The organism is Glaciimonas sp. GNP009, assembly GCF_054343755.1.
Genome location: NZ_JBTGUV010000004.1, coordinates 1,676,320 through 1,702,084 on the forward strand (window position 1 = coordinate 1,676,320; position 25,765 = coordinate 1,702,084).

A 25,765-nucleotide genomic window follows, 5' to 3' on the forward strand; every position below is an offset into this window, starting at 1 on the left:
CATGAATAATATCGCTAGTCACCGTCAACACTCGCCCAGCGCTGCACCCATTAAAGCCGTCTTGTTCGACCTGGACGATACACTTTGGCCAATCGTACCGGTATTGATCCGCGCAGAGCAATTATTGTATGACTGGCTTTGCCTCAACGCACCGGCCGTCTCGGAGGCATTTACGATCGCCAGTCTGCGGCAACGGCGTCAAGCGTTGAGTGCCACTAATGCCCTATTCAAAATTAATTTATCGGCTTTACGACACGCTGGACTGACTGAAGCATTTAATACTGTTGGCGAAGATATTAGCAAGATTGATGCCGCCATGGCGCTGTTTGCTGAGGCGCGTCATGCGGTGACGCCCTTTGACGACGTTCAACCGGTGCTATCTCGCTTAGGACAACACGTATTACTGGGTTCAGTGTCGAACGGATTTGCGGATCTGGAGAAAATCGGCCTGTCACAGCATTTCGCTATATCCATCGCCGCGCATAGCTTCGGCTGCGCTAAACCTGATCCCGCGATCTTCCATGCGGCGTGCCAAGCCCTTAATGTCAGACCCGAAGAAGCGGTCTATGTGGGTGACGATCCGCTTTTAGACGTGGTGGGCGCGCGTGAAGCTGGCTTGCGAAGCGTTTGGATTAATCGGTTTGACCGCGTATTGCCCGTTGGAATCGTAGCAGATGCTCAATGCGTCACGTTACATGAGCTTGAAACATGGCTGGAAGATCAATCCGCCAGCACGTAAAATCCCTCATAAAATCTCTTTTGATAGAGAAAATCCACGCCGACGAATAGGCGCGATTCGGCTTAACAGTGTATAAATACAATTATTAAGGGCCAGACACCTGTCAGACCTGGCTCATGGCAAATCACGCCAGCACTTACCAATAATCGCCATGCATCTTGATACTCGCGCTCAAACTCTTCTCAAAGCCCTCGTGGAACGCTACATCGCGGATGGGCAACCGGTAGGCTCGCGCGCACTCTCAAAAATTTCCGGGCTGGAATTATCTCCCGCGACCATACGCAATATCATGGCCGATCTGGAAGAAATGGGTTTTGTTGCGAGTCCGCATACCTCAGCGGGACGGGTACCAACGCCCCGCGGCTATCGTGTCTTTGTCGACACACTATTGACGGTCCAGCCGATTGACGAGGGCGTGCTCGAATCGAGAATGCAGGCAAGACTGCAAACTAACTCGCCGCAAAAGATCATCGCCAACGCTGCGCAAGTGTTGTCATCGCTCTCACAATTTGCAGGCGTGGTACTAACCCCAAGGCGTGAATCGGTGTTTCAGCAGATTGAATTTTTACGACTTTCTGAAAAACGTATTCTGCTCGTCATCGTCGGCCCTAGCGGCGATGTGCAAAATCGACTCTTGTTAACAGATGTCGACTACACCCCTTCACAGCTCGTACAAGCGGCCAATTTTATCAATCAAAACTACGGAGGCCATAGTATTGATGACGTTCGCTTACGCCTGCAAACCGAAGTTCGCCAGTTGCGGGATGATATGAATCGACTCATGTTGGCCGCAGTTGAGGCCGGTAGCGAGGCGATGACCGACGATGCTGACGAAGTTGTCATTTCAGGTGAGCGCAATCTACTCAGCGTGACTGACCTGTCATCGAGCATGAGTTCCTTACGTAAGCTGTTTGATATGTTTGAACAAAAAACCAATTTGATGCGACTGCTGGACATATCAGGCAAGGCCACCGGCGTTCAAATATTCATTGGCGGCGAATCACAACTGGTTCCAATGGAAGAGATGAGCGTCGTCACCGCACCTTATGAGGTGAACGGAAAAATCGTGGGCACGCTGGGTGTGATCGGTCCGACGCGCATGGCATATCAACGCGTGATACCGATTGTCGACATTACAGCAAAGCTGCTTTCCAATGCATTAAGCCAGAACTAGTCTGGCTTAATAACTATTTCGGATCACTAAGTCTCGCTCAGTAAGAAAAACAGCAAGCATCGTTTAATGCCTTACGATCCGAAGCTTTGGAACGCACAGCATTAATGCTACTCGGCGCATGACCCAATTACTTTTTTACGCAATTCCGGCAGTGACCGTACAGCGCCAAGGCGTGATCCGCAATCTCAAAGCCACGCTCTGTGGCGACGGCTTTCTGGCGAACCTCAATTTCTTCGTCGTAAAACTCTTCGACCAGACCGCAGGTCAGACACACCAGATGATCATGATGCGATCCTTCGTTTAGCTCAAAAACGGCCTTGCCGGTTTCAAAATGATTACGCTGCAACAAGCCAGCTTGCTCAAATTGGGTTAATACACGATACACAGTTGCCAAACCGACATCAAGATTCTCGGTAAGCAAAATTTTATAAACGTCTTCAGCGCTTAAATGTCGGACTTCACTATTTTGAAATATTTCCAAAATTTTGAGTCGGGGCAAAGTAGCTTTAAGGCCACTAGCTTTTAGTTCGGATGGATTGTTAGGCATGTTTACGTCGCAAATGGATGATCTGCTTTATCATATAGCGTTTTAGCACAATTGCTCAATCAATTAAGATACTTATGCGAATGTTGCTCTCCCGTACTGCCCGCACCTCCGCCTTTACAATAGCTGCTGTTTCCATGGCTTTGCTGGCTGGCTGCGCATCAAAAAATCCTCTCATTGACGGACCGACTTCGGCCACCGGCGCCAATGCAGCTAACGCCAGTTCGGGAATACCGACTGGCGATAGAGCGGGCGATGGCGTCCAAACCATAAAGAATCCCCGTTTTTTCGGAATCCTTTCTCCTTATCGCTACAATATCCAACAGGGTAACTTTGTTTCGAAAGAGATGATCTCGCAAGTCAAGGAAGGCATGACCACAGAGCAAGTATCTTTTGCGCTGGGTACGCCATTACTGACAGACATGTTTCACGCGAATCGTTGGGATTATGTTTTCCGTTTGCAAAAAGGCAATGGCGAAATCACTTCCAGCCGCGTCAGCGTTTTCTTCAAGGATAACCTTGTGGTCCGCGTAGAGGGTGGTGATCTGCCGACTGAAGCAGATTATCTTGCACGTATTTCGGGTGGTAATAAAGAAGCTAAAAAAGCCACCAAAGATAGTGGAATTGCAAAGGATGCGCCTACGCCTCCTCCGACAGCACCCACAAAATAACCAGTCAAAGCCTTAAATAACGATGAATCAAATGAAAATTGCTGTTGCTGGTGCGTCCGGTCGTATGGGACATATGCTGATCGAAGCCATCCAGAATGCAGAAGATGCCACATTAACCGGCGCGCTGGATGTGCCGACTGCGCCCGGATTAGGATCCGACGCCGCCGCTTTTCTGGGCAAGCCGTCCGGCGTGAATATCGAGTTCGATCTTGCTACGGGCTTGGCTAACGCTACCTTTTTAATTGACTTTACGCGTCCAGAAGGCACGCTTGCACATCTCGCCTATTGCGCCGAGCATGGCATCAAAATGATCATCGGCACGACAGGTTTTGATGAGGCTGGCAAGGCGGCGATCGCAGAAGCAGCAAAAAAGACAGCCATCCTGTTCGCTCCCAACATGAGTGTCGGCGTCAATGTCACCATGAAATTGCTTGAAATGGCAGCGAAGAGTTTTTCGCACGGCTATGACATTGAAATCATTGAAGCCCATCACCGCCACAAAGTCGATGCGCCGTCTGGCACAGCGCTGAAAATGGGCGAAGTGATTGCTGATGCACTTGGTCGCAAACTCGACGAAGTCGCCGTCTATTCGCGCGAGGGTGTAACCGGTGCACGCGATCCATCTACCATCGGCTTCGCTTCCATACGGGGCGGCGATATCGTTGGCGATCATACCGTGCTGTTTGCCAGCGATGGAGAGCGCGTTGAAATCACACATAAATCGTCCAGCCGTGTGACTTATGCCCATGGCAGTTTGCGCGCTGCGCGCTTTCTTAACGACAAAGCAACGGGTTTATATGATATGCAGGACGTTCTTGGGCTTCGCTGAGTAATTAGCAGAGTAATAAGCTGATTGTTACCATGATTTTTACGCAAATTCAGGGCCGGGCGATGTCAAAATACAAACAATGACTCGCCTATGGCATGGGAAGTGCGCAGCAGATAACACTAATTTGTTCATTAACCATGTTCGGCCTGCTTGTACTCGATTTTTACCCATACTTTGAGCGCTCCTCCTAGCTTCTCATGGCGAGTTTGATGTTGATGACTCAACCGACCTGGAGTTGCGCTCAAAATGTAATAAATTGTTGCCAACTAATGATCTTCACCTAAAGATCGTTATGCTGCCCCACCACCATCCGGATCAACAACATGAATGATAATCTCGGGTTCGCCCACTATTGGTCGCAAGGCGATGCTGTCTCTCACGGCGTAGCCTATTTGCTATTGCTGATGTCCGTGATTAGCTGGTACTACATTTTGTCCAAAGCCTTGAGTTCCTGGCGTATCCGGCGCAGCGCTTCATCGCTTGAAGGATTCTGGCAAGCACCGACACTAAATGATGCGATTGCCGTCATCAAACCGGTCGATACCGAAAATGTTTACGCACCTTTAGCCATACAAGCGGCCGACGCTGCAGGCATTCGGTCACCGATGACCAGCAAACCCGCCGCCTCGCTCAACGCCGGCACCGATCTTGGCGAACTGGTCACACGCACATTGCGACGAGAAATCAATCGCGTTTCGTCACGGCTGGAAAGCGGATTAACATTACTGGCATCAGTCGGTTCAACCGCCCCTTTCGTCGGTTTGTTTGGTACGGTCTGGGGTATTTATCATGCTTTGATGGCAGTCTCTGCATCGGGAACTGTGCAGATCGACAAAGTCGCAGGACCAGTTGGCGAAGCACTCATCATGACCGCACTTGGTTTGGTAGTTGCGATTCCCGCAGTACTGGCCTACAACGCGTTCACACGTGTTAATCGCGTTACACTGGCAGAGTTGGATGCGTTCGCGCATGATTTACATGCTTATTTGACGACTGGCAGTCGCGTTGGAAAATAATTTAGCCTCCTAATAGCCTTATACACTCATCACTAACTTCAGTCCGGAACCAGTATGTCATTCGGTGGATTTAACGACAATCAGCACTCAGCGCCAATGGCCGATATCAATATCACGCCCATGGTCGACGTCATGTTGGTGTTATTGGTGATTTTTATCATCACAGCACCACTATTCACGCATGCGGTCAAAGTCAACTTACCGACCGCCCAATCCGCTCCCGCTCCAGAAAAGCCAGAGACGGTATCGCTGTCAATTGACCGCGCGGGCAAAATGTTCTGGAATGACAAGCCCATCGCAGAACCAGAACTGACAACGCAATTAATCGCTGCCGCACAACGCCAACCCCAGCCGGAATTGCAGTTGCGGGCCGACAAAGACACCCGATATCAGGTGTTGGCGCAGGTTATGTCACTGGCACAAAATAACGGTTTGACAAAAATCGGCTTCGTAACCGACCCAAAAAGCGTCCCTGCAGCAAAATAACTCCCTATTGAAAGACGGTCACTTGGTGAAATACTAACCGCCTCGCTTTTGGCAAAAAGATCGTCTCATCGTTAACTTCCGTCGACTCCCACAATCCCACTATCGTATGAGAGCACCTGAACCAGTATAATCACCGGTTCAGGGATAATTCTCCTATGCTTTTTCACATTCACTTTTTTAGTCCATCACGCCATGCAAGAAAAATACAGCCCGACCGACGTCGAAAAATCGACGCAAGACCATTGGCGCGCTATTGATGCCTATAAAGTCGTCGAACACGCAAAAGACAAGAACGGTCTAGATAAGCAAAAGTTTTACGCCTGTTCGATGCTGCCGTATCCATCCGGCAAATTGCACATGGGTCATGTCCGCAATTACACCATCAACGATGTCATGTATCGCTACATGCGGATGAATAACTACAATGTGTTGATGCCAATGGGTTGGGATGCGTTTGGCATGCCTGCGGAAAACGCGGCGATGGCAAACAACGTACCACCGGCCCAGTGGACTTATAGCAACATTGACCACATGAAAACGCAGATGCAATCCATGGGACTCGCCATTGATTGGTCACGTGAAATGACGGCGTGCAAGCCAGAGTATTACAAATGGAACCAATGGATGTTCCTTAAGATGCTCGAAAAAGGCATCATCTACAAAAAAACCGGTACCGTGAACTGGGACCCGATCGACAAAACCGTGTTAGCCAACGAGCAAGTTATCAATGGTCGCGGCTGGCGTTCAGGTGCGCTGATTGAAAAGCGCGAAATTCCAATGTATTACGCCAAAATTACCGATTACGCCGAAGAATTGCTGGACCACACCGAAACCAAATTAACAGGCTGGCCAGAGCGCGTGCGCTTGATGCAAGCGAATTGGATAGGCAAATCAACCGGTGTGCGCTTTGCTTTTCCACATAAAATCGAAGAAGATGGCAAGCTCATTCAGGATGGCAAATTGTGGGTGTTCACCACTCGTGTCGATACCATCAAAGGCGTGACCTTTTGCGTCGTAGCGCCAGAACACGCATTGGCCACCTTCGCCGCAAAAACGAATCCCGAACTGGTTGAATTCATCGCCGAATGCAAAAAAGGTGGGGTTGCCGAAGCAGATATGGCGGTAATGGAAAAGAAAGGGATGCCAACCGGGCTTTACGTTACGCATCCGCTGACCGGCCAGCTGGTCGAAGTCTGGGTCGGCAATTATGTCCTGATTACTTACGGCGATGGTGCCGTGATGGGTGTTCCTGCACATGACGAGCGCGACTTTGCGTTCGCGCAAAAATACGTATTGCCGATTCGCCCGGTGATCGCCGTGGAAGGCAAAGTGTATTCCACCGAAACCTGGCACGACTGGTATGCAGACAAACAAAATGGTCGCTGCGTCGACTCCGGAAAATACGATGGCATGCACTTTCAGCAAGCTGTTGACGCCATCGCTGCCGATTTGTCCGCGCATGGTCTGGGTGAAAAGAAAATCACCTATCGCTTGCGTGATTGGGGCATCTCGCGTCAACGTTATTGGGGTACACCGATCCCAATCATCCATTGCGAAGATTGCGGCGACGTACCGGTACCAGAAAAAGATTTACCAGTCTTATTACCCGAAGATTGCGTCCCGGACGGCAGTGGTAATCCACTTAACAAGCATGAAAAATTTTTACATGTCGACTGTCCGACTTGCGGCAAACCTGCACGCCGCGAAACTGACACCATGGATACGTTTGTCGATTCGTCCTGGTATTACATGAAGTACACCTCGCCCGGTTCTACCGATGCGATGGTGGACGCGCGTAACGACTATTGGATGCCGATGGATCAATACATCGGCGGCATCGAGCATGCAGTATTACATTTGTTGTATGCGCGCTTCTGGACCAAAGTCATGCGTGATTTTGGACTGGTGAAATTTGATGAGCCATTTACCAATTTGCTGACGCAAGGCATGGTTCTCAATGAGACCTACTATCGCGAAGAAGCCAACGGCAAGAAAATCTGGCACAACCCGGAAGACGTTACTCTGACTTTCGATGACAAGGGACGTCCACTTTCAGCGCTTCTAAAAGCCGACGGACAGCCAGTCATTATCGGCGGCACGGAAAAAATGTCGAAATCAAAGAATAACGGCATCGATCCACAAGCACAAATTGACCAATACGGCGCCGATACTGCCCGTTTATTCACGATGTTTGCCTCGCCACCAGAACAAACGCTGGAATGGTCGAACGCGGGTGTCGAAGGTGCCCATCGTTTCTTACGTCGGGTCTGGAGCTTCAGCCACGCACAGGCCGCGAATATTATTCCGGGATCAAATAAGCAATATGCCGATTTGTCGGTCCCGCTCAAAACCTTGCGGCGCGAAGTCCATAAAATTTTGCAACAGGCCGACCATGACTTGAAGCGCATTCAGTACAACACCGTCGTATCGGCTTGCATGAAAATGCTCAACACGCTAGAAGCTACCAAGCTCGAAGCATCGGGAGCCAGCAATGCCGTACTGACTGAATGTCTGTCAATTTTCTTGCGCGTTCTCAACCCAATCGCGCCGCATATCACGCACACGCTATGGCAAGAGCTCGGCTTCGCGAAAGTGCATGGCGATATTCTGGACGCAAGTTGGCCGCAGGTTGATGCTAAGGCGCTTGAGCAAAGCGAAATCGAGATGATGATTCAGGTCAACGGCAAATTACGCGGCAGCATTATAATCGCCAAAGATGCTGACAAAGCCACCGTCGAAGCGCTGGCGCTGGCGCATGAAAATGTGCAAAAGTATCTCGAAGGAGCACCAAAGAAAGTAATTGTCGTTCCGGGCAAATTGATTAATATCGTTGCCTGATGTAAAAATGAATCGCTGAGTATTTGATGGACAGTGTAAGTTGCGCTTTAAACCGAGCACTTAACGAAAGGCTCAGCTAAAGCGCGAATTAAATCACCCGTGAAACGCTTAGTGATAGCTCGCATAAAACATGCTGCTTGATCTATTAAAGCGGTCCACTAAGTCACATAAGTGGACCGTCCGATTGCCAGCCAGGACAGCGATTTTCGTCCCGAATCTTGAAACAAGGAATATCTGTATGACGCGCGTTTTCATGAGTCGCCAACCGTTGGTTCGCTGGTCGATTATCATCGCCCTTACCGCTATGCTTGCCGCGTGCGGGTTTCACTTGCGCGGCACTGCCAACCTTCCTTTCAAGACTATTTATTTGGGGTCTGCTACAGGCACACCACTGGGAGTCGAACTCAAACGTAATATTCAGGCTAGCGGGACCACTGAAGTAGTTCCTAATGAAAAAGGGGCTGAGGCTGTGATGGAAGTGATCTCGCAGACGCAGGAAAAAGTCATTTTGACCCTCAACAGTCAAGGCCGTGCGCGTGAATATATGCTGTACTCGAGATTTTCATTCCGTCTAAAAGATGCGCAGCAGAAGGAGTTAATGCCACAAACCCTGATCACACTGAAGCGTGACATCAGCTACAACGAATCGCAAGAACTATCAAAAGTGGCTGAAGAAGCGCTGTTGTATCGCGATATGCAAACTGATCTGGTACAGCAAATTCTGCGCCGGATGAACGCACTCAAACCCGCTAACACTGCTAACAATACTGTGATAGAGCCATCGACAGCGACATCGCCAACAACATCGCCGGCCCCGTCAGTTCCATCGACAAAACCAGCGCCATAACGAGGACCGGCGATGCAACTGCGGATTGACGCTCTCGATACTCATCTGGCCAAGACAGTCGCGCCGCTGTACGTCATCACCAGCGACGAGCATCTGCTTGCGCTCGAAGCGGCGGATAAAATTCGCAAGAGTGCCCGAGCCAATGGCTGCTCAGAGCGCGATGTCTTAACGGTGGATCGTAGTTTTAAATGGGGCGAATTACAGGCGTCCAACCAGTCGCAATCGTTGTTTGGCGACAAAAAATTGATTGAGTTACATATTCCAACCGGCAAACCGGGCAAGGACGGTGGTCAGGCATTACAGCAATATGCGACGACGCTTAACCCCGACAATGTGACTATTATCACGTTGCCGAAATTGGATTGGGCAACTCAGAAAGCGGCATGGGTCGGATCGTTGCAGCAAACGGGAGTGTATATTGATATTCCGCTGGTTGAACGGACTCAATTGCCAAGCTGGATTGGTGTCCGGTTGGCAGGACAACAACTAAGCGCTGATCGTCAATCACTCGACTTTATCGCTGATCGGGTTGAGGGCAACCTGCTGGCCGCTCATCAGGAAATTCAGAAACTGGCTTTATTGCATCCACCGGGCAAGCTCAGTTTCGAACAAGTGCACGATGCTGTTCTCAATGTCGCAAGGTATGACGTTTTTAAATTAAATGAGGCAATGTTAGGCGGTGATGTTGCCCGTTTAGTCAGGATGATTGATGGTTTAAAAGGTGAAGGCGAAGCATTGCCATTGGTTCTTTGGGCGATATCAGAAGAGTGCCGCACCTTATTGAAGCTAAAATCCGGTATGACGCAAGGCCGTCCACTCAGCGCGTTGCTGAAAGAATATCGTATTTGGGGGCCACGTGAACGTTTAATGGAGCCGGCACTGCGTCGCTTATCATTGACGACTCTGGAAGCGGCATTACAACAGGCAGCGCAGATCGACAAAATGGTAAAAGGTTTGCGTGCCAAGACGTTCGCTGGTGATGCTTGGGATGCACTATTGCAATTGGGACTAAAAGTCGCACGTTCGTAAGTGACTGCCATGTAGTTTCTACTGTATCCATATCCCGAAAGGCATTTTGACGCATGGCTTTGGCTCTGTATTTCACGAAACCAGACCAACACTCAACATATCAGACATACTACCAATTATGGATATCCAACAATACATCACTAACGTCGGTCAACGTGCCCGGGCTGCATCTCGCCTGATGGCACGCGCCGATACGGCAACCAAGAACCGTGCACTAACGTTAATCGCTGAAGCGATCCGGCGCGAATCGGACACCTTGCGCATCGCCAATCAAAAAGACTTGGATGCAGCACGCGCCAATGGTTTGGAAGAAGCAATGCTGGATCGTCTGACGCTATCCGACAAAGCGATCACCACCATGATTGAAGGATTGCAGCAAATCGTCGCCCTTCCCGATCCGATCGGTGAAATTTCGAACATGAAATATCGTCCGACCGGGATTCAGGTTGGACAGATGCGCGTTCCTCTCGGCGTCATTGGTATTATTTACGAAGCACGTCCCAACGTGACCATTGATGCGGCTGGTTTATGTATCAAGAGTGGTAATGCGACTATTTTGCGCGGCGGCTCGGAAGCGATTAACTGCAATCAGGTGCTAGCCAGACTGGTCAAAGAAGGACTGGATGGTGCAGGCCTGCCAAGCGATGCGGTGCAAGTTATCGAAACCACTGATCGCGCTGCAGTCGGCGCTTTAATCTGCATGCCGGAATATATTGACGTCATCATCCCGCGCGGCGGCAAGGGCTTGATTGAGCGCTTGATGAAGGAGTCCAAGGTACCGATGATTAAACATCTGGATGGCATTTGTCACGTCTACATAGACGATCAGGCTGATCCAGAAAAAGCGGTAAAAATTGCTTTTAATGCAAAATGTCACCGTTACGGCACCTGCAACACCATGGAAACCCTGCTAATAGGACGTGCCATTGCGCCGCAGGTCTTGCCGGAACTGGCACGTTTATATCGGACAAAAGACGTGGAACTGCGCGCCGATGCCGAGGCTAGCAAGATATTACGCTCTTGCGACTATTTGCACGTGGTCGCAGCGACCGAGGAAGATTGGAGCACTGAATATCTGGCGGCAATTCTGGCCGTGAAGGTGGTTGAGGATATGGACGAAGCGATTACACATATTAATCATTACTCTTCCCATCATACCGATAGCATTGTGACCGAAAATTATTCCCGCTCGATGCGATTTTTACGTGAGGTCGACTCGGCCTCTGTAATCGTGAATGCTTCAACCCGGTTTGCGGATGGTTTCGAATTTGGGCTTGGTGCTGAAATTGGCATCTCCAATGACAAGTTACACGCACGCGGTCCGGTGGGTCTGGACGGCTTGACCTCCTTGAAATATGTGGTGTTTGGTCACGGCGAAGTACGCACCTAGAGGATTGTCAAAACAACCTGTTAAATCAACAAAGACTATCGATTTTCCCTCTGTTTTCGAATTAACTTTTCTAAGGATACTTCATGCTCTGGATCAAAGCGCTGCACATCGTCTTCATCGTTTCATGGTTTGCAGGCCTGTTTTATTTGCCGCGTATTCTTGTTAATCTGGCGCAAGAGACGGAACCGGTGGCGACACAACGATTATTGTTGATGGCACGCAAGTTATACCGTTTCATGCTGCCTCTTGCGATAGGTACTATTGTTTTCGGCGTGTGGTTGTGGCTAGGTTATGGTATTGGAAAAGGCCCGGGAAACGGCTGGTTGCATGCAAAGTTGCTATTAGTCATTCTTTTAATCGGTTATCACCACGCCAGCGGCAGCATGTTGAAGAAATTCGAATTAGGTACCAATAAGCGTAGTCACGTCTGGTTTCGTTATTTCAATGAAGTACCGGTGGTTTTGTTGCTAGCTATTGTTATTCTGGTGGTCGTCAAGCCGTTCTAAATCGGGCTGATCATTAGTTGGCGAATGGAAGCAAACATAAAAAACATAAAAAAAACCATAAAATAAACAACAGAGACAGGAATCGACATGAGCAAAATCTGTGAGTATTATTTCGCGCCTCAGTCGCCATTTACTTATCTGGGACATGCGCGACTTGTCGCGTTAGCCCAGAAATATGGTGTACAAATTGTATTAAAGCCAATCGACTTGTCAAAAGTATTTGGTGTTTCAGGTGGATTACCGTTAGCCAAGCGCTCACCACAGCGCCAAGCTTATCGACTTGAGGATCTCCGACGCTGGAAAGAGTATTTAGGATTGCCAATGAATTTGCAACCGACCTACTTTCCGGTGCACAGCGACGAGGCAGCCAAACTGATCATCGCGACCCAGTTGGCACACGGAACTCAGGCTGCACTAGATTTGACTGGCGTCATTATGCGTGCCGTGTGGGAAGATGAGAAAAACATTGCAGATACAGACACCTTAATCGGCATAGCCACAGCACTTGGGCATGATGGCAAAACCTTGTTAAAATCTGCCGACACTGCTAGCGTAGAGGCCGAGTTTGTTCGTTTTACCGATGAAGCCATTGCCGCCAATGTCTTTGGTGCGCCTTGGTACGTTGTCGATGGAGAAGGTCATTGGGGCCAGGACCGATTAGACTTCGTCGAGCGCGCCTTTGCAAAAATAGCATGATCTGATCCGCACGCGGTTTTAACACTACGTTTTAATACACGGCTACTAATGCTTTATTGGCACTTTAAGTAGATCGCACCAATGGATAGCAATAAATAAAATTGCAAACTATTTGCACCATCACTATCCGAATAGTCTGCAGGCAGTTCGCAAGTAAGACCACCGTTATTCACTTTTTCGTGAGTAATCATTTCACCGCTGCATCCCAGTCGATGCAGTTAACGGATTAAGAGAACCCCCTATGGCACAAGCACTCACAGCACAATCAGCAAGTTCGAAACACTCGTATTTTTGCCCTTGTCCACGCGGATTAGAGACCGCACTTGCTGAAGAAATCAATGAAATCGCACAACTAGCCGCTCCCGCGGTAACGCTCAGAGTCCATAATCAGGTGCCGGGAGGCGTACATTGCTCTGGCTTATTGAGTGACGCATGGCTTGTCAATCTGCACTCACGGATCGCCAGTCGCGTATTGATGCGCCTAGCACACTGCGCCTACAAGACTGAAAATGATATTTACGATAAGGCGCTCGAACAAGAATGGGAGAACTGGTTTCGGGTTGACCATACTATTCGCGTCGATATCACCGCCATTAAATCGCCCTTGCGCAGCCTGGAGTTCACAACGCTCAAAATCAAGGATGCGATTTGTGACCGGTTCCGCGACATCTGCGACGAGCGCCCTTCAGTTGATACCCATGCACCCGACATGCGGATCGTCGGATTTCTGGATGCGCATAATTTCACGCTTTATCTGGATACTTCGGGCGAAGCACTTTTCAAACGCGGCTGGCGCGCTGAAACGGGCGATGCGCCGTTACGTGAAAATCTTGCTGCCGGATTGCTACGCACTGCTGGCTGGAAGCCCGGCACGGTCTTGTTCGACCCGATGTGCGGCTCTGGCACCATTTTGATCGAGGCTGCACAAATGTTAGCTGGCATTCCTGCTGGTGCCCGACGCGCGTTTGCTTTTGAAAAATTTCATGGCTTCGAGATTGGCCAATGGCAAGCCATTAAAGGCGCCATTAAGCCAAATCCAATGCCACTGATACCGACCATTTTCGGCAGTGATATTTCTGGCGAGATGATCGACATGACGGCAGAAAATTTACGTAACGCTGGTATCCTTTTTGAAGTTCCGCTGAAACAAATTGAGGCACAGGAAGTCAGGCCGCCAAATGAACTCAGCGGCAGCGGGGGCATTATTTTGACCAATCCTCCGTACGGTGAGCGGATTGGCGTGCGCGGCGACAGCACACTGGCAACCGAAGATCTATTCAATGCGTTCTTTAGTGCCTTTGGCAATACGCTGAAGCAACGTTTCGCTGGCTGGACAGTATTCTTGTTCACTGCTGACCTGACTTTGCCAAAATTGCTACGTCTGAAAGAAGCGCGCAAAACACCATTTTTCAACGGCGCATTGGAATGCCGCTTGTTCCGCTTTGACATGGTGGCCGGCTTCAATCGCCGTGAGGCAGCTAAGCCAAAAGAGTAAGGTTGTCATACGCATGACGCTATCTTTATAGCGAACAAGTTAGAAAACTTGAAGGGCCGTCAAATGCGATTTGATGGCTTTTTTTTTATTCAATCCACGATGGACCCCATCCCCTAATCTGGTCTAAATACAACGACCGCATCAGGACTTAGGGAATCTGTAAAACGCTAAAGTCAAAAAATCCCGCAGAGCGCTTAACTTTGTAAATACGAGGTATAAATACGACTTCAGATAATAATGATTCTTATTTCGTGGTATAAATACTGTACTCGAAAATTTTATTGGTTTGTGGCAGGACAACTGTCGATAGAAGTTGATGATACGATATCATTTTGACCGCATAGTAGAAGCCTTTTATAAAATAGCTATCGCAAAGATAGTAAAAGCACTTGCAATCCCTGTTTAAATAGAGAATAATCTAAATAAGAATTGTTCGCATTTACATAAAGGACTATTATGGGTCACTCGTTACAGCGCGCAAATGAACATCAGGACCGTGAGCAATCCGTTTCAGTTGTCAGTAAAGCAGTCAAACCGACCATCACACGGATTACTAGTCGGGACCTTTTTCAGCAAATGCGTGAGCTGGAAATTGATCACGGCGGCAGAATTTACAAGTTACGACTGACGCAATTGAATAAATTAATTTTGACCGCTTGAAGTGTTGTTGAAGATTCCTCTCTTCTGAAGATGCCGAATAGAACTGCGTTAATTTCATTGAATAATGTAGCGATAAAAGATGAAGTTCCCGATACCAGCCAGCCGAACAGCCAGCGATTTACTGACAAGGAGCACTTGATGGTTAACGAAGAGTTGGATATCACGTTTGCGGCACCTAATGAAGCGCCGGCACAACCGGAACTATTGGTATCAGCGGTATTACATCTGATGTCCCATTATACGGCGCATCATCAGACGAATCAGCCAGAGACACGCGGCTGCACAAAATTGGCATCGGTCATCGAGCGACATTTAAAGGCTTTGGCGGTGTTACCAAATCTGGCACCGGTATTGCGTACTACTTGTCAGCAACTATCGGAACAGTGGGCTACATTAGTAGAACGTAGTATGCCGCGGCAGGAAAAATATAATTTATTTGCGCGTCTTGTGACGGGCAATCGCAGTCATTAAAACAGTCACTTATCGCGTAAAAACCACACCTGTTTTTACGCTTATTTCTTAAATCATTCGTTAATATCAATTGCTAATAAATTGCTAATAGATAGTAAAGGTAAAAAATGATCGTTTGTGTTTGCAATAATGTCTCTGAATGGAAAATACGCCAGGCGGTTAATTCTGGCATGTCTTCTATGCGGGAATTGCGGCAGAATCTAGGGGTCGCAACCAGCTGTGGAAAATGCCATTCTTGCGCCAAGAATGTGTTGCGTGAATGTTTGGATAATAATGTTCCCACAGCACACCGTCATATTCACGCATTGGTATTCCAACCGATGCCAAACGGTGCAATCGTTGCATAAAGAGTCGTTAGTGTAAATGAGCGCAACAATGTCGTCTTCACCGCAGGTCTCCACTTTTGTGTGGAATCAAGTCAAACGTATCGGGCCGCTCGGCGCGATTATCTTGTTACATGTTGGTTTTTTCATCGCCCTGAAAAGTGGCCTGATTCATCAAGTGGCACAAGCAATACCGAAAGAAGTGTTCGCCACCTTCATCACCCCCGAGCGCGCACCTGAACCAACGCCGCCAAAACCCCAACCCGCGGTACCGAAGACGGTTCAAGTCGTGAGGAAACATGTCACGCCGCCCCACCCTACACCGGTAATCGTAAATAATACGCCTTCCGAGCAAGCTATTTCTGTTCCTGTGGCACCGCCGCAGCCGCCACAAAAAGAAGAATACTCGCCACCTGCGCCGGCACCGGTTGCGGCACCGGCCGCACCTGCTGTTCCCCGGACGATCAGCTCTGGAGTGGAGTATATTCGACCTCCTAGTCCTGAATATCCTGCTGCTGCCAAACGTATGGGCGAAGAAGGAAAAGTCGTCATGCGCGTGCTGATCAATGAAAAGGGGCGCGCAGAACGCGTAGAGATACAAAAAAGTTCCGGTTCGGCACGTCTGGACGAAGCAGCCAAACAGGCGCTTTTGCGGGCGCTTTTCAAGCCCTACATGGAGGATGGCAAAGCCCTGCCAGTGTATGCAATAGTACCTATCAATTTTCAGCTTTCAAATTAAATAAAGCATTCAAACACCCTATTAGCACCATTTAGCAAACGTATTCCATACCGTTAGTGTGGCGCGCAATCTATGCACCGAAGCGCCGCACCAACCAAATCAACGATCGCATTGTCAGAAATAAAGGAACAATCATGGAAGTAAGTCCATACGGTTTAGAAGCGCTCTGGTCACAGGGCGATATCGTGATTAAAAGTGTCGCGTTATTGCTGGTCATCATGTCCATCTCTTCGTGGTACGTTATCCTAACCAAGGCAATCCAACTTATCCGCTTGCAGCGCGCAGCGCACGCAGCAGGACATCAGTTCTGGGATACGACCAATCTACCTGAAGGTATTGCCACTTTAGGCACCGAAAATCCGTTTGCCGACGTTGCCCAAGCTGGCGTCGTTTCCATGCGCCATCACACCGCTCATAGCGGTCATTTACACGATCAACTTTCCACCAGTGACTGGGTAACCTTGTCTTTGCGCCAGGCAATTGATGAGGCCTCCAGCAAATTGCAAACAGGCATGGCGGTGTTGGCTTCAGTCGGTTCGACGGCACCGTTCGTTGGATTGTTCGGTACCGTGTGGGGGATTTATCACGCGTTGGTGGCGATTGGCACTTCCGGTCAGGCAAGCATCGACAAAGTCGCCGGGCCGGTGGGTGAGTCGCTCATCATGACCGCGTTAGGTCTCGCGGTCGCTATTCCAGCTACCTTTGGCTATAACGCATTGGTGCGCGGCAACAAAACCATCATCGCCAAACTCAATAAATTTGGCTTTGACTTACATGCATTATTCGTCACAGGGTCACGTGCTGATGCCAACAAAATTGGCAACGGAACAAGCCCTGAAACGACTTCCAAGTTAGTCGCTGTGAAAGGTGCATGATGTCAATGGGCTCCCTGTCCGACTCGGACGACGACTTTAATCCAGAGATCAACACCACACCATTAGTCGACGTAATGTTGGTCCTGCTGATCATTTTTATCATGACGATTCCGGTGATGAATCACGCTGTCAAAATCGATTTGCCACGTGCCACTAACCAGCCAGATCAGGTGAAGCCAGAAAGCATTAGCCTGTCAATTGATGCTGCCGGCAAAGTTTACTGGAACGATGAAATAGTTGATCGCAACGCACTCCAACTAAAGATTGCGGCGGCGGCAAAAAAAGAACCGCAGCCTGAATTACATTTGCGCGCTGAACGCACCACTGAATACGAAAAAATAGCGCAGGTAATGGCGGCGGCGCAATCTGGCGGATTAGGGAAAATTGGCTTTGTCACCGATCCTGAATCTAAATAAGCCAGCCTGACCGCATTGGGTCAGGCTTTGGCCGCACTAACTTCAAATTCAGCGAAAAAGCCCTGCCTCACTATCTCACAGGCTATTGAGCGAGCCACCTTGTGGATCAATCGAGAACAATTTGGCTGCTATCTCAGCAACGCGCAAGCCGTATAGACGCGCGGTTTCCAGGTCTCCCGAAGACATTTCTTCAGGAGATGCATCGGCTGGCGTCTGAGCCATTGGGCCAAGGAAGGAACCCATGCGATTTATGTCATCTCGTTGAGAAGCCTTCGTATTGGATGATTTCATTCCCATGCCCACCCAAATCCCGCGATGCTGTGCAGCGAGGAGAGTGAAATACTGAAGAGTCGCCAGCTTGTCTCCGTTGATACTGGCGCTATTGGTAAACCCACCAAAGACCTTGTCCTGCCATAGGTCGGCGAACCATGGTTTGGACGACGCATCCGCAAACTTCTTGAATTGCCAACTGGGGCCGCCCATATATGTGGGTGATCCGAGAATGATGTAGTGCGCCTCATTGATGTCTGCCCACGCCTGGTCAGACAAATTTCCTTCAGCATCGATTTGCAACAAGCTAGCGTTCGCGCCCTCCGCTATGGCGTCAGCCACCCGTTTTGTATGGCCATAGCCTGAATGGAAAACAACGACGCCTTTTAATTCCGAAGAAGAAATGCTCATGATAAAACCCTTAACGTTAAGTAGTACTGTTTGCCCCATTTAAGAGGCGATTAAAAAATCGGACTTGTTGAGATAGCTGTCATCGGGGCGCTTTTCGCTCCTTCCTGAAGTTGCCCCATTTGCGCCGTTTATTTATCAAATTGAGAGCCGCTGAGATCTTTGTGCCTCAGGCATAAGCTTTCCGGCCAAGGCGACGAAAATTAGTAACGGGAAGGTTGCATGTAGCCAGTCGTGATAAATCAGCAAAGTAATGACGGCGGCTCCCATGACTAACGCCCCAAGTAATACCCCGAGCTTGCTGGTCGCACGTCGCCCCTGGAGAACTGCGCTCAAAAGTTCGAGTGAGCCAGTTGCGTAGTGAAACCAACCGGGGTATCCCCAATTGAGGTAGTCCTCGCGTAGCGATAGCGGCGCGAAGATATTTAGTAGGCCAGCAAACACGAAAAATGCCACAAGGCTCCATGTCAAAAGTGCGCGCCAGGAGATCATTCTCAAAATTTAACCCTCCATTCAGAGGCAAGCGCACGCATATTTCGTTTGCTAGCGCCCTCCAGGCCGAAAGTTGCGTTGCTGACCTGAAACGCCATTTGTTGCTCAGTTATTTGCGGCATGGTTGCCTCCTTTTAATTGATGGCTTTATGATTTGCTACTGGACGGAGGACTGTTCGGCTTGATTTGCGTACCTGAGGGCATTCGCGTGGGAGCGGTCCGCTCGTGCATCCAGCCTGGATATTCCGGCGCGAGCCTGCTAACAGCGTCAAGCGTAGCAAGATCATCAGCGTCAAGCTTGAGCCCTCGGGCGGCTAAGTTCTGTTCAATTTGATCAAGGCTTTTTGCGCCAGTAATGACGGACGTAACGAAGGGTTTCGCCAAGACGTAAGCAAGCGCGACGCTCGCCACGCTGGTGCCGTGTTTCTCTGCGATGGGGCGCATCGCCGCCACGCAGGACCAGGCTTTATCTTTGTCAACAGGTGGAAAATCGAAGGTCGCACGCCGCCCTTCGCTTGCCGAGCCCGGACCAAACTTTCCGGACAGCAACCCACCTGCAAGCGGTGACCAAACCATCAAACCCATCTTTTCTTCCGTCAACATCGGCGCTATTTCCCGCTCAAGGTCGCGGCCCGCGATGGAGTAATAAGCTTGGACTGTTTGAAAGCGAGAAAAACCGCAGCGTTCAGCAATGCCTTGAGCCTTGGCAATGCGCCATGCCGACCAGTTTGAAACGCCGATATAGCGCACAAGTCCGCGCGAGATAAGGTCATCGAACGCGCGAAGAGTTTCCTCTATGGGCGTCACCGGATCGTTGGCATGAACTTGGTAAAGGTCGAGATAATTGGTCTGGAGGCGCTCTAAACTCGCCTCAACCGAATCCATGATGTGTCCACGAGAGGAGCCCCGGTCATTCGGTCCGCTGCCGGATGGATTAAATACTTTGGTCGCAATGACGACATCCTTACGCGGTACGCCCAGGTTTTTTAGCGCCTGACCCAGCATGCGTTCAGAATGGCCGTGGGTGTAAACATCGGCGGTGTCAAAGAAATTCACACCTGCAGCAAGGCAGCATTTCACGATACTATCGGCTGTTGCCTGATCCATTCCCGCAATATCGTGATAAAGGCCTTCCTGCCCTGAAGGGCCGAAGGTCATCGTGCCGAGGCAAAGTTCTGATACGAAAAGTCCTGTGTTACCCAGTTGGTTGTAGCGCATTGTGGCCTCCAAAGTGCGTGGGACCAGCCCTTCTGGCTCCACAAGCGTTAACTATGCGCCGCGCGACGTTTGCTATAAAGTACTCCAATCAAAACTCATTGTTACCCAGATAAAGAACAATGCAAAATCTCGACGCACTGGCGATCTTTGTTCGCATAGCAGAAATGGGCAGTTTCACTCACGCAGCGGAGAGCCTCGGCATTCAAAAGGGCAGAGCGTCGAATGTTGTTCGCAAAATGGAAGCACAGATGGGTGTTCGCTTGCTCCACCGCTCAACCCGAACGGTACAGTTGACGGAGGACGGAAGAAGCTTCTATCTACGCGCGCGCGCCCTGCTTACAGATGCCGAGGATCTGAACTCGATGTTTGCTGGAGGCGAGGCGCCTCTACGCGGTCGTCTACGGGTCGACATGCCGACCGAATTCGCTCGCTCCACCATCTTGCCTGCGTTGCCAACGTTCATGGACGCCTACCCGGAAGTCGAGCTAGAAATATCAAGCACTGACCGGCGCGTTGATCTGATTCAGGAAGGAATGGATTGCGTGCTCCGCGTCGGCGAAATCGTTGACGAGACGCTCGTTGCGCGGAGGCTTGGAGCCTTGCGGATGGTCAATGCGGCAAGTCCGGCCTACCTCAAGCGGCATGGCATACCTCGCACGCTGGAAGATCTGCTGGCTCAGGACCATCGCATGGTTCACTACACGCCAACATTGGGGAGTCGGCCACTCGGCTGGGAATATCCAGACGGCGACAGCTATGCAATGCTTGCGCTTCCCGGTTCGCTCAGTGTCAACAACGTGCAGACGTATCATGGCGCGGGATTGGCTGGGCTTGGGCTCATACAGGCCGGGCTCTCAAGCCTCTCGGCCTTCCTCCTTAGTGGCGAGCTAATCGAAGTCCTCCCAGATTTGCGTCCGGAACCATTGTCGGTGTCAATCGTGGTAGCGCACCGACAGAACCTGTCGCGTCGGGTGCGCATCTTCATCGAGTGGCTTGAGCAAATTTTGGCGCCTTATCTAGATCGTTAGCGCGCATAGGCAAAGCGGATAACTCATTCCCGCACAAAGCGAAAGTCTGGGAGTGTTGCTTTAGAGGCTTTATGCATCTGCGTGCTATTCAGTACTTTGATTCAAGCACGCACCTACGTCGATTTATTCCGCAACTCTCTTTAAAACAACTGCCGCCGAGTTTACCCTTGCCAAGCTTAAGACAATTTTAATCCTGGATTAAAAGGCTTGAACAAGAGTGCGAATGATTCCTGCTAATGTATGGTGAAAAAGCTGAGTGGCTAAGCTATCATTGCTCTTTTCGGGCGGTGCTGGTTATATTTCCCCACGTCATATCACCTTCGTTCGCCGATATTATTTTTAGAGAGGCAATTATGCAAGGCGACAAAAACATCATTAAACTGCTCAACGCACAGTTGACCAACGAACTCAGCGCAGTTAATCAGTATTTTCTGCATGCCCGGATGTACAAACACTGGGGCCTGGAAAAACTGGGCAAGAAAGAATACGAAGAGTCGATCGGCGAAATGAAGCATGCTGATCGCCTGATCGATCGTATCCTGATGCTGGATGGACTGCCTAATCTGCAAGCATTACACAAACTGATGATCGGCGAGAATACGCCCGAGATGCTGGCATGCGATTTGAAGTTAGAGAAAGCTGCGCAACACACCGTCAAAGAAGGCATTGCTGCGTCTGAGGCTGCGGGTGATTACATCTCACGCGAATTGTTTAAAGACATTCTGGATGACACCGAAGAACACATCGACTGGCTCGAAACCCAAATCGACCTTATCGACAAAGTCGGTATCCAGAATTATCTGCAAACCCAGATCGGAAGCTGAGTTAATTAATATTTCATTAACACGCAGTTAGCGTTCAATTAGCATTGAGCCAACGGAAATATTTGCTATCGGCAAATACGCACCGTTGGCGCTACACAATGTTATGCGCATCTCTGCTCAAGCGATACAGCAAAATGTCGGGTCACGTGGCATAGACGCAAAGTAGTGAGCTTGCGATATGGTTTAGCGCCAGCGCACTCCTCCAGAATCGATAATAATGCCAGGCATCACCGAGCACCAAAAAATATCGTTTCCACCCCGAACATAGACCAATCAAGAGCAATCCAGGCAGCACAACAGCGGCATTTTTCGCCTGCGCGAACTCTCCTTCTTTGTCCACTCCTTGCCTTACTACGAATTAATTAAAGAGATTGAATCAACGCGATCAACAGTTGGTGGACTATCCGCAATAGAATAAGCGCCACCAGAGGCGATAAGTCGACATTCCCTAATAAAGGGATAATCCGACGCACAGGATCCAGCAGCGGGGCATTCAGTGCCCGCACGAAGGGCGCCAATGGTGCCTGCGGATTTACCCAGCTAAAAATGGCTTCGATAATTAACAACCCTATCAGGCCATAAAAAACCCATTGCAGAAACAGCAACGCCGCCAAAACCAATACCACCGGAGCACTCAAAACTGAAGCAACTGCAAGTTGCAATGCTACACAAACAAGTGCGACCACTAGCGCACCAATCAGACTCGCCCAGTCATAACCACTGAAACCAGGCAGCACTTTGCGCAGTGGGCGCACCATCCAGTCTGAAATGGTAAATATGAAATGGGCCACCTGTTGGGGTGGACGCACGCGGACGGCCTGAATCCAGAAACGTAATAACAGCACGCCACCTAAAACACTCCCGGCAGTCTCGATGATCAATGAAAAAATATTCTGCAGCACGATGTTTTTCTCTCTTTTCGGATGAAGCGTGACATTTCAATACACTATAGCCACTTTAAACGATGGCACACAATCACGCTAGAGAAGCATCATGACCTAAGATGACGTATTTGAAAATGCTATTGCCATACGGACTACCTACTTCTTACTTTTTTCTTCAGAGTGGTAGCAGCACAATCCGATGAAAAAACAAAAAACCCGCTGATAGCACAAGGCCATACAGCGGGTAGTACGCCTGAAACTAACTAGGCTCTCTTCCGACACGCGAACAATTACGGACGCGTACCAGTAGGGAAAGGCCATGCTGCTGCCGGATTCAGTATAGTTTTTACTGCTGAATCAGCTGCTGCTGCCGGTTTTGCCGCTACTTTTTTTGCCGCTGGCTTTTTTGCTGCTGCTTTAGCTGCAGGTTTCGCTGCTGCTTTAGCTGCAGGTTTCGCTGCTGCTTTAGCTGCAGGTTTCGCCGCTGCTTTAGCTGCTGGCTTTGCTACCGCTTTAGCGACAGGTTTCGCTGCTGCTTTAGCTACCGGCTTTTTGGCAGCAGGTTTTGCTGCTGCTTTAGCTACCGGCTTTTTTGCTGCAGGTTTCGCTGCTGCTTTAGCTACTGGCTTTTTGGCAGCAGGTTTTGCTGCTGCTTTAGCTACCGGCTTTTTGGCAGCAGGTTTTGCTGCTGCTTTAGCTACCGGCTTTTTTGCCGCAGGTTTGGCTGCTGCTTTTGCTACTGGCTTTTTTGCTGCAGGTTTCGCTGCTGCTTTTGCCACTGGCTTTTTGGCCGCTGCTTTTGCAGCAGGTTTCGCTGCTGCTTTTGCTACTGGCTTTTTGGCCGCTGCTTTTGCTACAGGTTTCGCTGCTGCTTTTGCTACTGGCTTTTTGGCCACTGCTTTTGCTACAGGTTTCGCTGCTGGCTTTTTGGCCGCTGCTTTTGCTACAGGTTTCGCTGCTGCTTTTGCTACTGGCTTTTTGGCCGCTGCTTTTGCTACAGGTTTCGCTGCTGCTTTAGCCACTGGTTTTTTAGCTGCTACTGGCTTTTTTGCCGGAGCGGCTTTCTTCACAGCGGTTTTTTTCGCTGCGGATTTCTTTGTTGCTGTTGCCATTTTGTTTCTCCTTCACGTGATGGAAAAAATCAAGCTCCAAGTTGGAAACCCGACGGCCCATCGCGATGGTCCGGCGGATTATTCATCGGCGCAATCAACTCTCTGCTTGCGCTAATGAATTCGGCACCAGCTGAACTGCTCCATCCCCTCATTGATGCAGCACTTCAGCCATTATTGGCCAGGGATATCTTCCACGATCGCCGACCTGGAAGAGTCACGTTATTCGCAACGCCTTGCGGCTGCGAACCTAGCCAAAAAAACGCCAGCTATTACGCCAACGTCGGAATTCTTTAATTAAACCTCTTCCGGAACCTACTCCGCCTCGCAATACCACGTTGCCCGGTGCAGATTATCTTCATTAACTTGCTGCGGTTCCAAAAGAAGTTTATTCAGTTACAAAAGGTGTTCGGATTTTCCAAAGAAAAAGCCGCCATGCCCGATTTAGTCGGGATGAGCGGCGACGACAGATAAGATCTTTGCGGTCTTTGACTGTTCATTAAATTGAATTGCTACCTTTGGTTATGCAGCGTTTTTTTAAACTACTCGCTGCATCTTTCCGTCCACCTCATATTCTTGTCGGAGATTCTGGTACCGTTATTCCCAGTTCAGTGCACCGCCGGTTTGATACTCAATGACACGTGTCTCAAAAAAGTTGCGCTCTTTTTTCAGATCGATCATCTCGCTCATCCAGGGGAAGGGATTTTCTTCCTGAGGGAACATTGGGTCCAGTCCGATTTGCTGCGCGCGGCGATTTGCGATAAACCGCAAATAACCTTTAAACATTGGCGCATTCAAACCGAGCACTCCACGCGGCATTGTATCCTCTGCGTAACGATATTCCAACTCTACTGCGCTTAAAAACAACGATTTAATTTCATCACGAAATTCGGAGGTCCACAAATGCGGATTTTCCATCTTGATTGTGTTGATTAAATCGATGCCGAAGTTACAGTGCATTGATTCATCGCGCAAAATATATTGGTACTGTTCTGCCGCACCCATCATCTTATTTTGACGACCAAGCGCCAGGATCTGAGTAAAGCCGACATAGAAGAAAAGGCCTTCCATGATGCAGGCAAACACGATCAGCGAACGCAATAATTTCTGGTCGTTCTCCGTTGTGCCGGTCTTGAATTCAGGATCGGTCAACGTGTTGATGAACGGAATCAGAAACTCATCTTTGTCACGAATCGATTTGACTTCATGATACGCGTTAAAAATTTCAGCTTCGTCCAAACCCAGCGACTCGACAATATATTGATATGCGTGGGTGTGAATAGCCTCTTCAAACGCCTGACGCAACAAATACTGACGACATTCTGGTGCAGTGATGTGGCGATAAGTGCCAAGTACGATGTTGTTGGCAGCCAGTGAATCAGCAGTGACGAAGAAACCCAGATTGCGTTTTACCAGACGACGCTCGTCATCAGTCAACCCATTTGGACTTTTCCACAGTTCGATATCGCGCTGCATATTGATTTCTTGCGGCATCCAGTGATTAGCACAACCGGCCAGATACTTGTCCCATGCCCATTTATATTTAAAAGGCACCAATTGATTGACGTCTGTATGACCATTGATAATGCGCTTATCAGCAGCATTGACGCGATGTGTCGTATCCACGGCAGCCTCTGTCGGCATCACAGGTGGCATTACACGCGAGTCGGGTGTTGAACTTGATTGTTCATCCCAAGAGAGCATATTTCTTCCTTCACTTTATCTTTTGATTGGTATGCGCGACTTTAGTTCAGCCAGCGCAACAGTTCGTGTCTTAAACAATGTTAT

The 25,765-nt window shown here is 49.4% G+C and carries 28 protein-coding genes; 21 read left to right on the forward strand and 7 right to left on the reverse strand.

Translation table 11 applies throughout. The features are described from left to right. Nucleotide 1 precedes the first annotated feature (1 nt). Nucleotides 2-739: an HAD family hydrolase gene (locus ACXX82_RS08340; RefSeq protein WP_322233575.1), complete on the forward strand. Its 738-nt coding sequence runs from the start codon at nt 2-4 to the stop codon at nt 737-739. A gap of 151 nt (nt 740-890) precedes the next feature. Continuing rightward, a complete protein-coding gene (gene hrcA, locus ACXX82_RS08345; RefSeq protein ID WP_322233576.1) occupies nt 891-1,913 on the forward strand; it encodes a heat-inducible transcriptional repressor HrcA in 1,023 nt (340 codons plus the stop codon). Nucleotides 1,914-2,040: 127 nt separating this feature from the next. Here the strand turns inward: hrcA and fur are convergent, their stop codons facing one another. Beyond that, nucleotides 2,041-2,460, reverse strand: coding sequence for a ferric iron uptake transcriptional regulator (gene fur, locus ACXX82_RS08350; RefSeq protein ID WP_322233579.1), 420 nt, complete (start codon nt 2,458-2,460; stop codon nt 2,041-2,043). Nucleotides 2,461-2,540: 80 nt separating this feature from the next. Here fur and ACXX82_RS08355 point away from each other — a divergent pair, with 80 nt between their 5' ends. From ACXX82_RS08355 to ACXX82_RS08435, 17 genes are all read left to right on the forward strand, one after another. Continuing rightward, entirely contained in the window at nt 2,541-3,128 is a 588-nt protein-coding gene (locus ACXX82_RS08355) for an outer membrane protein assembly factor BamE (RefSeq protein WP_458562746.1), read from the forward strand. 22 nt (nt 3,129-3,150) lie between these two features. After that, nucleotides 3,151-3,957, forward strand: coding sequence for a 4-hydroxy-tetrahydrodipicolinate reductase (gene dapB, locus ACXX82_RS08360; RefSeq protein WP_458562747.1), 807 nt, complete (start codon nt 3,151-3,153; stop codon nt 3,955-3,957). Between the two features lie 323 nt (nt 3,958-4,280). Then, the gene (locus ACXX82_RS08365) at nt 4,281-4,973 is read left to right on the forward strand and encodes a MotA/TolQ/ExbB proton channel family protein (RefSeq protein WP_322233585.1); all 693 of its coding nucleotides are present in this window, start codon (nt 4,281-4,283) and stop codon (nt 4,971-4,973) included. Nucleotides 4,974-5,027: 54 nt separating this feature from the next. Further along, nucleotides 5,028-5,459: an ExbD/TolR family protein gene (locus ACXX82_RS08370; protein WP_322233587.1), complete on the forward strand. Its 432-nt coding sequence runs from the start codon at nt 5,028-5,030 to the stop codon at nt 5,457-5,459. A 192-nt stretch (nt 5,460-5,651) separates the two neighbouring features. Beyond that, entirely contained in the window at nt 5,652-8,297 is a 2,646-nt protein-coding gene (leuS, locus tag ACXX82_RS08375; protein ID WP_323506525.1) for a leucine--tRNA ligase, read from the forward strand. A gap of 238 nt (nt 8,298-8,535) precedes the next feature. Next, the gene (locus ACXX82_RS08380; RefSeq protein WP_322233591.1) at nt 8,536-9,144 is read left to right on the forward strand and encodes an LPS-assembly lipoprotein LptE; all 609 of its coding nucleotides are present in this window, start codon (nt 8,536-8,538) and stop codon (nt 9,142-9,144) included. 12 nt (nt 9,145-9,156) lie between these two features. Continuing rightward, nucleotides 9,157-10,173, forward strand: a complete 1,017-nt coding sequence (gene holA, locus ACXX82_RS08385; protein ID WP_323506523.1) for a DNA polymerase III subunit delta — start codon at nt 9,157-9,159, stop codon at nt 10,171-10,173. A 118-nt stretch (nt 10,174-10,291) separates the two neighbouring features. Next, nucleotides 10,292-11,563: a glutamate-5-semialdehyde dehydrogenase gene (locus ACXX82_RS08390; RefSeq protein WP_458562748.1), complete on the forward strand. Its 1,272-nt coding sequence runs from the start codon at nt 10,292-10,294 to the stop codon at nt 11,561-11,563. Nucleotides 11,564-11,646: 83 nt separating this feature from the next. Beyond that, on the forward strand, nt 11,647-12,069 hold the full coding sequence (locus ACXX82_RS08395) for a CopD family protein (protein WP_322233596.1): 423 nt from the start codon (nt 11,647-11,649) through the stop codon (nt 12,067-12,069). 87 nt (nt 12,070-12,156) lie between these two features. Continuing rightward, a complete protein-coding gene (locus ACXX82_RS08400; RefSeq protein WP_322233600.1) occupies nt 12,157-12,765 on the forward strand; it encodes a 2-hydroxychromene-2-carboxylate isomerase in 609 nt (202 codons plus the stop codon). A gap of 241 nt (nt 12,766-13,006) precedes the next feature. Then, nucleotides 13,007-14,260: a THUMP domain-containing class I SAM-dependent RNA methyltransferase gene (locus ACXX82_RS08405; RefSeq protein ID WP_322233601.1), complete on the forward strand. Its 1,254-nt coding sequence runs from the start codon at nt 13,007-13,009 to the stop codon at nt 14,258-14,260. 456 nt (nt 14,261-14,716) lie between these two features. Further along, nucleotides 14,717-14,920 (forward strand): hemin uptake protein HemP, encoded by a 204-nt coding sequence (gene hemP / locus ACXX82_RS08410; RefSeq protein WP_322233603.1) that lies wholly within the window; start codon nt 14,717-14,719, stop codon nt 14,918-14,920. Nucleotides 14,921-15,058: 138 nt separating this feature from the next. After that, the gene (locus ACXX82_RS08415) at nt 15,059-15,391 is read left to right on the forward strand and encodes a hypothetical protein (RefSeq protein WP_322233604.1); all 333 of its coding nucleotides are present in this window, start codon (nt 15,059-15,061) and stop codon (nt 15,389-15,391) included. A gap of 107 nt (nt 15,392-15,498) precedes the next feature. Further along, nucleotides 15,499-15,738 carry a (2Fe-2S)-binding protein gene (locus ACXX82_RS08420; protein WP_322233606.1) on the forward strand — a complete coding sequence of 80 codons (240 nt, stop codon included), beginning with the start codon at nt 15,499-15,501 and terminating at the stop codon, nt 15,736-15,738. A 28-nt stretch (nt 15,739-15,766) separates the two neighbouring features. Continuing rightward, nucleotides 15,767-16,453: an energy transducer TonB gene (locus ACXX82_RS08425; RefSeq protein WP_416348586.1), complete on the forward strand. Its 687-nt coding sequence runs from the start codon at nt 15,767-15,769 to the stop codon at nt 16,451-16,453. Nucleotides 16,454-16,587: 134 nt separating this feature from the next. Continuing rightward, nucleotides 16,588-17,328, forward strand: coding sequence for a MotA/TolQ/ExbB proton channel family protein (locus tag ACXX82_RS08430; RefSeq protein WP_322233611.1), 741 nt, complete (start codon nt 16,588-16,590; stop codon nt 17,326-17,328). Beyond that, on the forward strand, nt 17,328-17,744 hold the full coding sequence (locus ACXX82_RS08435; RefSeq protein ID WP_322240253.1) for an ExbD/TolR family protein: 417 nt from the start codon (nt 17,328-17,330) through the stop codon (nt 17,742-17,744). The genes ACXX82_RS08430 and ACXX82_RS08435 overlap by 1 nt, the downstream gene beginning before the upstream one ends. Nucleotides 17,745-17,819: 75 nt before the next feature. Here ACXX82_RS08435 and ACXX82_RS08440 read toward each other — a convergent pair whose 3' ends face one another. From ACXX82_RS08440 to ACXX82_RS08450, 3 genes are all read right to left on the reverse strand, one after another. Further along, nucleotides 17,820-18,425 carry a flavodoxin family protein gene (locus ACXX82_RS08440; protein WP_322233613.1) on the reverse strand — a complete coding sequence of 202 codons (606 nt, stop codon included), beginning with the start codon at nt 18,423-18,425 and terminating at the stop codon, nt 17,820-17,822. 135 nt (nt 18,426-18,560) lie between these two features. Then, entirely contained in the window at nt 18,561-18,914 is a 354-nt protein-coding gene (locus ACXX82_RS08445; RefSeq protein ID WP_323507588.1) for a DoxX family protein, read from the reverse strand. 147 nt (nt 18,915-19,061) lie between these two features. Continuing rightward, on the reverse strand, nt 19,062-20,132 hold the full coding sequence (locus tag ACXX82_RS08450) for an aldo/keto reductase (protein ID WP_323507585.1): 1,071 nt from the start codon (nt 20,130-20,132) through the stop codon (nt 19,062-19,064). 119 nt (nt 20,133-20,251) lie between these two features. Here ACXX82_RS08450 and ACXX82_RS08455 point away from each other — a divergent pair, with 119 nt between their 5' ends. Both ACXX82_RS08455 and bfr read left to right on the forward strand, forming a co-directional pair. Next, complete coding sequence (locus tag ACXX82_RS08455) at nt 20,252-21,160, forward strand: LysR family transcriptional regulator (protein WP_322233619.1); 909 nt, start codon at nt 20,252-20,254, stop codon at nt 21,158-21,160. A gap of 353 nt (nt 21,161-21,513) precedes the next feature. Further along, complete coding sequence (gene bfr, locus ACXX82_RS08460) at nt 21,514-21,984, forward strand: bacterioferritin (RefSeq protein ID WP_322240257.1); 471 nt, start codon at nt 21,514-21,516, stop codon at nt 21,982-21,984. Between the two features lie 362 nt (nt 21,985-22,346). Here bfr and ACXX82_RS08465 read toward each other — a convergent pair whose 3' ends face one another. The 3 genes from ACXX82_RS08465 to ACXX82_RS08475 form a co-directional block, all read right to left on the reverse strand. After that, nucleotides 22,347-22,886, reverse strand: a complete 540-nt coding sequence (locus ACXX82_RS08465; RefSeq protein ID WP_322233621.1) for a YggT family protein — start codon at nt 22,884-22,886, stop codon at nt 22,347-22,349. Nucleotides 22,887-23,158: 272 nt separating this feature from the next. Beyond that, the gene (locus tag ACXX82_RS08470) at nt 23,159-23,980 is read right to left on the reverse strand and encodes a histone (RefSeq protein WP_458562749.1); all 822 of its coding nucleotides are present in this window, start codon (nt 23,978-23,980) and stop codon (nt 23,159-23,161) included. 594 nt (nt 23,981-24,574) lie between these two features. After that, a complete protein-coding gene (locus tag ACXX82_RS08475; protein WP_416186786.1) occupies nt 24,575-25,681 on the reverse strand; it encodes a ribonucleotide-diphosphate reductase subunit beta in 1,107 nt (368 codons plus the stop codon). Nucleotides 25,682-25,765: the final 84 nt, after the last annotated feature.